General features: G+C 68.6%; 6 protein-coding genes and 1 rRNA gene. 3 read left to right on the plus strand and 4 right to left on the minus strand.

Features of this window, described 5'->3' with window-relative positions; translation table 11 throughout:
- Positions 1 to 15: 15 nt before the first annotated feature.
- Positions 16 to 1,218: an acetyl-CoA C-acetyltransferase gene (locus tag FFS52_RS21525; protein ID WP_068971713.1), complete on the minus strand. Its 1,203-nt coding sequence runs from the start codon at positions 1,216 to 1,218 to the stop codon at positions 16 to 18.
- An 85-nt stretch (positions 1,219 to 1,303) separates the two neighbouring features.
- Here FFS52_RS21525 and mce point away from each other — a divergent pair, with 85 nt between their 5' ends.
- Together mce and FFS52_RS21535 are read left to right on the plus strand one after the other, a co-directional pair.
- Complete coding sequence (gene mce, locus FFS52_RS21530; RefSeq protein ID WP_068971714.1) at positions 1,304 to 1,774, plus strand: methylmalonyl-CoA epimerase; 471 nt, start codon at positions 1,304 to 1,306, stop codon at positions 1,772 to 1,774.
- A 152-nt stretch (positions 1,775 to 1,926) separates the two neighbouring features.
- Positions 1,927 to 2,895 carry a hypothetical protein gene (locus FFS52_RS21535; RefSeq protein WP_068971715.1) on the plus strand — a complete coding sequence of 323 codons (969 nt, stop codon included), beginning with the start codon at positions 1,927 to 1,929 and terminating at the stop codon, positions 2,893 to 2,895.
- A 152-nt stretch (positions 2,896 to 3,047) separates the two neighbouring features.
- On the opposite strand, the gene nucS is transcribed toward FFS52_RS21535, so the two are convergent.
- A complete protein-coding gene (gene nucS / locus FFS52_RS21540; RefSeq protein WP_058249976.1) occupies positions 3,048 to 3,731 on the minus strand; it encodes an endonuclease NucS in 684 nt (227 codons plus the stop codon).
- A gap of 46 nt (positions 3,732 to 3,777) precedes the next feature.
- Positions 3,778 to 5,211, minus strand: a complete 1,434-nt coding sequence (gene glsA / locus FFS52_RS21545; protein WP_068972645.1) for a glutaminase A — start codon at positions 5,209 to 5,211, stop codon at positions 3,778 to 3,780.
- Between the two features lie 90 nt (positions 5,212 to 5,301).
- Here glsA and FFS52_RS21550 point away from each other — a divergent pair, with 90 nt between their 5' ends.
- Positions 5,302 to 6,180, plus strand: a complete 879-nt coding sequence (locus FFS52_RS21550) for a universal stress protein (protein WP_068972644.1) — start codon at positions 5,302 to 5,304, stop codon at positions 6,178 to 6,180.
- Between the two features lie 67 nt (positions 6,181 to 6,247).
- Here FFS52_RS21550 and rrf read toward each other — a convergent pair.
- Positions 6,248 to 6,356 (minus strand): 5S ribosomal RNA (rrf, locus tag FFS52_RS21555); the annotation flags it as partial.

Here is a 6,356-nt window from a genome sequence, read left to right on the forward strand (position 1 = left end):
AGACATCTCGTTCGTTCAGGACTTCGGAACCCGGATGATCAGCGCGTCACCCTGGCCGCCGGCTCCACAGAGCGCGGCTGCACCGACGCCACCGCCCCGCCGCTTGAGCTCGAGCGCGACATGCAGCGCGACGCGCGCCCCGGAGGTCCCGATCGGGTGTCCGACGGCGATCGCACCACCGTTGACATTGACGATCTCGGGATCGACGCCGAGCTGCTTGGTCGAGGACAGCCCGACCGCCGCGAAGGCCTCGTTGATCTCGATGAGGTCCAGGTCCGCGGGTGCGATGCCCTCGCGGTCACAGGCCTTGACGATCGCATTGGCCGGCTGCGCCTGCAGGCTGGAGTCCGGGCCGGCGACGACGCCGTGGGCGCCGATCTCGGCCAGCCACGTGACGCCCAGTTCCTCGGCCTTGGCCTTGCTCATCACCACGACGGCCGCCGCGCCGTCGGAGATCTGCGACGAGTTGCCCGCGGTGATCGTGCCGTCCTTGCGGAAGGCCGGCCGCAGCCCGGACAGCGAGTCCACGGTGGTGTTGGCGCGAATCCCCTCGTCCTCGGCGAACTCGATCGGGTCGCCCTTACGCTGCGGGATGGACACCGGCACGACCTCGTCGTCGAAGACGCCGTTCTTCCACGCGGCTGCGGCGAGCCGGTGGCTCCGTGCCGCGAACTCGTCCTGTTGCTCACGGGTGAACCCGTCGGCGTCGTTGCCCTGCTCGGTCAGCGCCCCCATCGGCTGATCGGTGAAGGCGTCGAAGAGCCCGTCGAACGCCATGTGGTCGACGAGTTCGGTGTTGCCGTACTTGAAGCCGCCGCGGCTGTTGGGCAGGAGATGCGGCGCCTGGGTCATCGACTCCTGGCCGCCGGCGACGACGACGTCGAACTCGCCGGCCCGGATGAGCTGATCGGCCAGCGCGATCGCGTCGATGCCCGACAGACACATCTTGTTGATGGTCAGGGTCGGGACGTCCCAGCCGATGCCGGCCTTGATCGCGGCCTGGCGGGCGGGCATCTGACCGGCCCCCGCGGTCAGCACCTGGCCCATGATCACGTACTCGACCTCGGATGCCGGAACGCCGGCCCGCTCGAGTGCGCCCTTGATGGCGACCGCGCCGAGATCGACCCCGCTGAAGTCCTTCAGGGAGCCCAGCAGGCGGCCGAAGGGGGTGCGTGCGCCGGCGACGATGACCGTGGTCTTGTCGGCAGTCGAAGTCATGAGGGAACCTCCGGGAAGTGTCTGGATAGGGGGCCAACCGAGCGCCCGCTCTGTGCGCTCAACACCTCAACGCTACCGTTGTCCCATGTCTTCCTCAGCAACGGACCCCAGCGCCACCGCACTCATCTCCGACCTGATCGTCGCCATCGATCACGTCGGCATCGCCGTCCCCGATCTCGACTCCGCCAAGGAGTGGTACGCCACCCACCTCGGGTTCGAGACGCTGCATCAGGAGACGAACGCCGAGCAGGGCGTCGAGGAGGCCATGGTCGGCCCGGCCGGCGGCACCGGTGCGGTCATCCAGTTGCTCGCCCCGCTCGACGAGTCGTCGACGATCGCCAAGTTCATCGACCGCAACGGTCCCGGGCTCCAGCAGCTCGCCGTGCGGGTGACCGACGTCGACGCGGTCACGGCACGACTCACCGAAGCCGGCGTCCGGGTCCTCTACCCCGCCGCGAAGCGGGGCACCGCGGACTCCCGCATCAACTTCGTCCACCCCAAGGACGCGGGCGGCGTGCTGCTCGAACTCGTGGAACCCGCCGCCACCGCACACTGATCCGCCGCAACGGCCGAAAACCGTTGCGCCGCTAGCTGACTCGACATGCCGAGCCGGCCGCTCCCATCCGTGGACCGGCCGGCTCGGCACCTCCACGCACGGCGTCGCCGACGTCGAGGAGATCCCGCACTCTCTCCGATACACTGGCCGCCATGCCAGGTCCCGCACGGCAATTGCCCTTCGCGATCGTGATGCGCGGTTATGACCGTGAGCAGGTCGCCGATCACCTCCAGCGCCTCGACGCAGACCTACGCGTCCTCGCCGCCGATCGTGACGCCGCCACCGCCAACGCACACGAACTCGCCGCGCATCTCGAGGACGCGCGCGACGAGATAGCCGAACTGCGCCGGGAGGTCGACAAGCTCTCGGTCCCGCCGACCACCGCGCAAGGGATGAGCGAGCGACTGTCGCGGATGCTGCAGCTGGCGTCCGACGAGGCCTCGGAGATGCGCGCCGAAGCGGCCGCCGAAGCCGCCGAGACGCTGTCCATCGCGCGCCAGGAGGCCGCCGACATGCGGTCGTCGGCCGCGACCGACGCCGAGCGCGTCCGGGGCGAGGCACGGACGGCCGCGAAGAAACTGGTCGACGAGGCCGCCGCCCGGGCACGGCAGGTCAAGGAGACCGCGGCCGCCAACGAGTCGGAGTCGGCCCGCCTCATCGCCGAGCGCACCGCCGCGATGGAGGCCGAACACACCAAGACCATGCAGGCCGCCAAGGACGAGGCCCGCCGAGTGGTGGAGAAGGCGAAAGCCGAGGTCGCCGAACTCGAGGCGGTCAGCGCCGCCGAACGCCGGGCCGAGCGGGAACGCCATGATGCCGAACTCGCCGATCAGCGCGAACGCGCACTCGACGAGGCGGCACACATCCGTCAGACCGCGCTCGACATCGCGACCGAACGACTCGATCGATCACGCGAACTCGCGCAGGCGGCTGATCGCACGCGTCAGGACATCGCCGCCAACCTCGGGCGGCTACGCGAGGAGCTGGCCGAGTTGCCGGAACTGCTCGCCCAGCCCGACGACTCCGAGTACTCCGTGCTGTCCGACGCCGACGATCTCGACCTCCTCAACCGCAAGCTCTCGCCCGAGGCGCGGTCGCCGGAGGTTCGCTCCAACGCCTGACCGGCCGGACGGCCCTCCGCTGGTTGAGCTTGTCCCCTCCGCTGGTTGAGCTTGTCCCCTCCGCTGGTTGAGCTTGTCCCCTCCGCTGGTTGAGCTTGTCCCCTCCGCTGGTTGAGCTTGTCCCCTCCGCTGGTTGAGCTTGTCGAAGCCCCTCAGAAGAGCCTGAACTCCGTGCTCTCCGCGCCGCGAAGCTCGTCGTAATCGAGCACCACGCAACGGATTCCGCGGTCCTCGGCCAGCGTGCGGGCCTGCGGCTTGATCTGCTGGGCGGCGAAGACGCCGGCCACCGGGGCAAGTGTGGTGTCGCGGTTGAGCAGCTCGAGGTACCGGGTGAGCTGCTCGACGCCGTCGATCTCCCCGCGCCGTTTGATCTCGACCGCCACCGTGGCACCCGATGCGTCCCGGCACAGCAGGTCCACCGGCCCGATCGCGGTCATGTACTCGCGGCGGATGAGCGTGTGACCCGGACCCAACGTCTCGACATGCTCGGCGAGCAGCTCCTGCAGGTGCGCCTCGACGCCGTCCTTGACGAGGCCGGGGTCGATGCCGAGGTCGTGCTGGGAGTCGTGCTCGATCGACGCGATGGTGATGCGGAGTTCCTCGCCCGCCTTGTTGGTGACGACCCAGTACGCCTCCGCCTGCGTGCCGTCGGGAACCTGCGCCTCGGTGAGCCAGCACGGCGGACTCATCCAGTTCAACGGCTTGTAGGCCCGGTCGTCGGCGTGCACGCTCACCGATCCGTCCGATTTGATCAGCAGCAACCGCCGGGCCATGGGCAGATGGGCGGTCAGCCGCCCGACGTAGTCGACCTGACACTCCGCGATGACGAGACGCACGTGCCCACCCTAGTGGTGTGTCCCGGAACCGGGCGGCGCGGCCCGCTCACTCGTCGTAGTAGTGCTTCAGCAGAAACGTCTCGGCGTCGACGACCGCGTCGTCCATCGTCGAGTGCACATGCGGAAGCGCGGGGTCGAATCCCCGGAGTTCCGGCGGCGCATCGAGATCGGGCACCGCCGCGTCGTTACGGTGCCGATCGACGCTGGCGCGGACGACCCCGTCCGGGTCGACGAGCGCGGCCCGCCGGCCGCTGTCGTCCAGCAGCCGTTTGATGCTCAGCACCATCGTGCGTGCGACCGCGTCGATCACCCCGATGCGGGAGATCTCGACGATGACGACGGTGTATGCGTCGATGTCGGCCTCGAGGCGCCGCTGGACACTCTCGGCGCCGGCGAAGGTCAGGTCTCCCTGCAGTTCGTACACGCGGATCCGGTCGCGACAGGTCCGCAGGTAGCTGCGCTCCTGCTCGCCCCATTCCGCGCTGACGGGGGTGTCGGCGAGGTCGTAGACCGACCGGATCGTCACCCGACTCTCCCGTGTCACGTTGAACATGTGCAGACCCAGGTCGGTGGACAGATGCCGACACACGTCGACGCCGCGGACGCTGTTGCCGTGACCGTCGAGCCGTGGCGAGTACACGCCGATGCCGAGTTGCCCCGGCAGCACCGCGAGGATCCCGCCACCGACGCCGCTCTTCGCCGGCAGGCCGACGGAGGTGACCCAGTCCCCCGCGCCGTCGTACATCCCGCACGTCGTCATGACACTCAGCAACCGCTGCGCGGTCTCGTTGGAGAAGACCGTCCGACCCGTGCGGGGATTCATCCCGCCGTTCGCGATCGTCGCGCCGATCCCGGCCAGGTCGTCGGTCGTCACCCGAATCGAGCACTGTCGGTAGTAGAGGTCGAGAGCGGCGTCCGGGCTGGTCTCTAGAGCCCCGAAGCTGTCGAGCATGTAGGCGATCGCGCGGTTGCGCGAACCCGTCGCGGCCTCGGAGGCATAGACCCCCTCGTCCATCGTGAGGCGCCGTCCGGCACATCCGGAGTAGAACTCGAGCACCTCCCGGAAAGCGGCGTCGCCCGCCGCCTCGTCCACGTCCCGGGTCGGCGGCAACAGCATGGATGCGGCAAAGATGGCCCCCGCATTGATCATCGGGTTCTTCGGGCGTCGGCGCTCGTCCACGCTGATCTCGTTGAATGCCTCGCCGGACGGCTCGACGCCGATCTTCGCGTCGACCGCCGCCGTGCCGTGCTTCTTCAGGACCATCGCATAGGTGAGGGGCTTGGAGACCGACTGGATGGTGAACTCCGTCGCGGAGTCCCCGTGGGAGTAGGTGTGGCCGTCGTGCACGCACATCGACAGGCCGTAACCGTCAGGGTCGACGGCAGCCAGTTCCGGGATGTAGTCGGCGACATGACCGGATCGGTCCGAATGGCATTCGTCCATGATGTGGCTGAGGTAACCGTCGACGAGGGAGTCCATGACCCCATCTAAGCGTGTCCCCCGGCACCCCGTCGGAGATGACTAGGCTGGCGATGACCGGGGACCGAGACACCGACGCTGGGAGTACCGATGAAGCTGCTCGTCGCATACATCGCCACCTCGGGAGGCGACGACGCGGTCGCCCTCGGCGCATGCCTCGCGCGGACCTTCGACGCCGAACTCGAGCTCTGCATCGTCATCCCACCCGAGCCGGACAGCGCCGACCCGTCCGAACAGGTCTCGGTCGAACGCCTCTCCGACGCCCTGGACAATGCGGCCCGCCGCTGGCTCGACGCCGCTGCCGCCAGACTCCCCGACGACATCGAGACCACCACGACGATCGCCGAACACGCCAACCCCGGGGAGGGTCTCATCGTGCAGGCCCGGCGCACATCGGCGGACATGCTGGTCATCGGCGGCGCGGGTGGCGGTATCCGCGGCCGGCACACACTCGGGACCGTGGTCAACGACATCTTGCATTCCGCACCGGTCCCGGTGGCGGTGGCGCCACCGGGGTTCGCGCATCTCGGCGCCGACGAGGTGCGAGAGATCTCGGTCGCAATCGGTAGCAGGCCAGGCACCCAGCTGTTGTTCCAGACGGCGTTGCGCAGCGGTGTCCGTGCACATCGGCCCATCCGGCTGATCTCGCTGGTCGCCGTCGACGACGTCCAACCCTGGCGCACCGAGCCGGAAGAACAGGCCCTCGACCACGCTCGCGAACACGCGCGACGCAGTCTCGAGGCGGCCAGAGAACAACTGCCACCGGACTTCCCGGTCAGCTCGGCGATCGCCCAGGGGTCGACCATCGAGGAGGCAGTCGGCTCCCTGGACTGGCAGGACGGCGATGTGGTCATGGTCGGCTCCAGCCGGCTGGCGGCGCCCAACACGCTCTTCCTCGGCACAACCGCGGCGAAAATCCTTCGCGCGGTGTCGGTTCCGATGATCGTCGTTCCGAAGGGCACCGACTGATCTCGTCTCGACCCAGAAAAGCATTGTGGCCCCTCACGAATCGCGAGGGGCCACAATGGGATGTTGTGTTCGGCGGTGTCCTACTCTCCCACACTGATTAGGGTGCAGTACCATTGGCGCTGGAGGGCTTAGCTTCCGGGTTCGGAATGGGGCCGGGCGTTTCCCCTCCGCTATAG

Source organism: Gordonia sp. ALPHA1B1 (genome assembly GCF_005502615.1).
Classification (GTDB): Bacteria; Actinomycetota; Actinomycetes; order Mycobacteriales; family Mycobacteriaceae; genus Gordonia; species Gordonia hongkongensis.